Annotated in this window: 2 protein-coding genes and 1 pseudogene; all 3 read right to left on the minus strand. The window is 54.4% G+C overall.

Annotated elements, in window-relative coordinates; translation table 11 throughout:
- Nucleotides 1–215: 215 nt before the first annotated feature.
- Nucleotides 216–770, minus strand: coding sequence for a hypothetical protein (locus AC1RQF_RS33120; RefSeq protein ID WP_492874338.1), 555 nt, complete (start codon nt 768–770; stop codon nt 216–218).
- Nucleotides 757–3,327 (minus strand): peptidoglycan DD-metalloendopeptidase family protein, encoded by a 2,571-nt coding sequence (locus AC1RQF_RS33125; RefSeq protein ID WP_492874340.1) that lies wholly within the window; start codon nt 3,325–3,327, stop codon nt 757–759. The genes AC1RQF_RS33120 and AC1RQF_RS33125 overlap by 14 nt, the downstream gene beginning before the upstream one ends.
- A gap of 26 nt (nt 3,328–3,353) precedes the next feature.
- Nucleotides 3,354–3,744: pseudogene (locus tag AC1RQF_RS33130) on the minus strand (type VI secretion system Vgr family protein); the annotation flags it as partial.

A 3,744-nucleotide genomic window follows, 5' to 3' on the forward strand; every position in this document is an offset into this window, starting at 1 on the left:
CTGGTCCGGGAAACCCAAGCGGATCAAAACGCCGGAAAACTCGCTCTAGATCTGGTCCGGGAAACCCAAGCGGATCAGCGCGGTCACTGACGCCTGCACAGCGCGCCCAGGATGCGCAGGCACGACAAACGATCAGTCGCGAACTGGGGTACGAGAGAACGCAGATTACTGCGGTGTGTCTGGGGCGATAGTGTGTAGCGGGTCTCCGGCGCCAGCTATCTCGGTTGCGCTTCGACATTCATTTCCACCGCTTTTAGAATTTCATGGAAAGCGGCAATGTCTTGATCATAGAAGGTCGTGCACTGGGACACTCGCACATAAATACTGCGAATCTCTCGGGAGGCAGATCCGCAAACGAGTGAAAAGCCAGGGTTTTCTTTTGGGGAATAATAATCGATGTCTTCACCCTTTACACTCCACCCCTTTACCGTGAGCAGTTTGGTCGCTGCGACATTTAGTGGCTTGCGTCCTTTGATTAGATCTGCGTGTGGCAAAGAGTTTGCGGCCGCTTGTGCCGTACCGTCGTTGTCACCGTTGAGTGATGAAAAGTCATCCTTGCTTTTAGCGGTGACTACCGTGACCTCCAGATATTCGAACGGGGTTGGTTGGGAGGCTTTGCTAACAAAAATCGTTCGACTTAGGTTTGGCCTCGTGAGGCAGGTGGCAAGTGTGTAGTTGGCATTTCCAATATCCTTAATGCATAGCTCGCTTGCGTAAGCGCTTGGCATAAGAAAGAGCGTCGATATTAATAGATGTCTACTGATCTTCACGAATATTATTCCAGATGATGTTGAAAGCGCTATGGCGATCAGCATTGTGAAAAGGGATGCCGGAAGGATTTCCTCTATTAATCATCGATCCAACTCGAGTTATTGCTTCGGGTTGATCGCCCTGATCAGCATATCGATTTACCTTTTCGCGAGACCAGTAGAATCCCGACGCATCGCATGCATTGTAGTCATCCGTCGCAAGGAGTGCGCTGTTTGGGCCTGTCGTGAAGTTGCTTCCTCGATAATCTTGGTAGCTTTTATAGTTGCGTCTACCAGTAATTTGCAGAAATCCTCGTCCATGAAATCTGTTTCCGTCGCCAGTCATACCACCATTAGCAGCATTTGCCGCGCCGTTATCCATACCTGCCGCTTTTTGCGCGATCTGCCCTGGGCGAGTAGCTACGTAGTTCGGTCTATTGATGGTTGGCTTTGGATTTGGACCGGGGTTTGGTAGTTCTGTCGGACGTCGTCCGGATGGAAGATTGCGCTCTCTTGATACAGCCGTATCGTAATCTTGCCCAGCCTCTTCCGGTGTAATTGCCTCGTACATGGTCCGAAAGTACCGTTCATTTCCGAGCTCTTCCCGATATTGCCACCAACCAGTCTCGACCCCAACTTGTGCCAGAAAATGCGCCACACGTAAATAAGATCCTGATGCAGAATATTTGGATAACATCCGATTCATCTGTATTCGTAGCGCATTTGCTCTTTGCTTTCCAGTTGCAGGTGCAGGCGATAATATGCTCAGTAACTCCGGTTCGCTAAACCATGCACATTTTCTAAAAATCTCAATAAAGCGCAATGGATGAAAGTGACAATGCATCTTGTCTAAGGCTAGGTCTTCCTTTGCAGCATCCTCCCAAAATGCAAGCGCCGCATGGTGGCGCTTGAACTTTTCATAGGCGTCAGGTGAAAGACAAATGCTGGTCAGTACGTTGGCGGGAATGTCGGTCGGGTCGTCTCCTTTGATCCAGCCCCAGCGCTTATCGAAGTCGTCGCGTGACCACTCGGTAGGTAAGTTGACCACGCAGTAGCTAAGGCGCTTACGCATCGTTCCAGAGTGGATCTTGGCATAGGCTCGCGTGAGGCGATCTTTGTATTGCAAGGCTGCATCGAATACCTTGGCGGCGGTATGCACGACCTCGCCAAGCACGCCCGGCAAGCCCGGTGCGGGATTGGGGGTTGGTGCCATTGGCTCGATCAGGTCGAGTAACTGTTTCGAGTCGCAGCGGCCGTTGTCATCTATGTCGTCGTCGATGAAGGTCCACCCTAACCAATGGGGAAAGTCGGCGTCGCTATACACCTTGACACCAGCTATGTTGAGATCGACGAACGCCTCCGCGCCTCCCTGGGTAACGATTTTGCGGAGGTGTGGCAGACGGCCGCCTTGCATATCAGTTGCGGCGGGCTCGTCGGGACCGAGGACGCGCCCAAAGCGCAGCATTTCATACCCGGCGCTTGGGCAACCTGGGTAGGTTTCGATTGCAGCCTTGTACAGGTTGTAGCTGCCATCTGCTTCCGTACACCGGCCAATCACGGTTCCATGGCGGTCGCGGGTAGTCAGGGTGATCGTTCCACGCTCTTCGCTCAAGGTGACGATAAGTTCGGCCGGTGTTCGTCCAGCGATAGTGGCTTGCCAGAGGCGCCAATCTTCGATGGTGAGATCCGAGGGGGGCATAGTGGCAGCGGCGCCGAACTGTGCTGGCACGCGTATGATGCGCTGGCTGACTGTACTTCCCGCCGTCACCGTTGACCACCAGTTGGCCGCCTTAGCGGGCGTGCCGTTGAGTTGACGAATGCGAGCTGGCGTGGTGTGGAAGCGCTGGGCGACCGAGTTAAGAGTATCGTTGATACCCCCTATGCCCGGACTGGAAGTACGTACCACGTAGGTCTTCGTTTCGATGCGGGGATCTTGGGCGTAGAAAGGAGTGCTGGCAGGCAAAACAATATGTATATCGCCCCACACGCTAGTCCGCCTACCTTGCTGGGCTGTCAGTTTGCCGGCGCTGCGCCCCATCAGGGCTTCCACGTTCCCTTTGTCTGCGATGATCTCGAAGTGGACGCGGTTGGGATTACCGTAGATGGCTCCTGCCTTGCCGATGGGGTCCTTGCGATAGACCTTGTCGCCCTTTTTCAGCGGCGTTTCGGTACCTGGCTTATTGGCTACGATATGTAGATGCTGATAGATGGAGTAAAAGGTCACTCGCACACCTTCACCGATCTCAGTTTCGTGCTTGAGAATCATGACGCCATTGCTGGTCCAACCTTTGTAGTACAGCAAAGGGTGGGCAGCTTTTATTTCGTCGCTGACGCTGTTGAGCGGCATCGGGTCGCTGTGTCGTGCAAACACCACCTGACCATCCGCGATGGCACGGACAGGCTCAGGTTTATTTGGTCCACCAGGAGCTACCAGGTGTACACCACCATGCCAGCCGAACTGATGACTGACAGGAAAGGCACCCTTACCGCTTTTCTCGCCCAGATTGAAGGTGCCATCATCGATTGCGTCCGTTTCTTGGAGATTGGCGTTTTGAAGGAAAGGGAAACTGATGATCATCGAAATCGCTCCTCAAGACAGGTCGGCTACTCGGAAAGCGGAAGACTGCTTGGGTCAAAGGGAAGACTAGGCATCGGTTGGCTATCCAGCGACAGTACATGGCTGCCCCCGCCAGCTTGTTGTGTCATCGGGCCTTTCAGGATGATGGCGATGCCATCCAGCGTGATGCCGCCGTCGTGCAGGGTGATCGTGCCTCCAGGGCCGCGCAAACGTAGAATTTCTCCCGCCTGCAACTCGATGACGCGCGAACGCTGGCGAATGGCCTGGCCAGCCTGCAGCTCGGAGTAGCCCTCAACGGTGTGTTCCTGGTGCCCGCCGATGCTCACCCAGTGGTTGGCCACGGTCTTGTCGCGGCGGTTATTGCCGACCTCTTCGGTGCGGTCCTTGCCGGTGTGGAGGGTGTGGTTGCGGCCGACG

It is taken from the genome of Burkholderia sp. GW821-FHT14F03 (assembly GCF_058803765.1).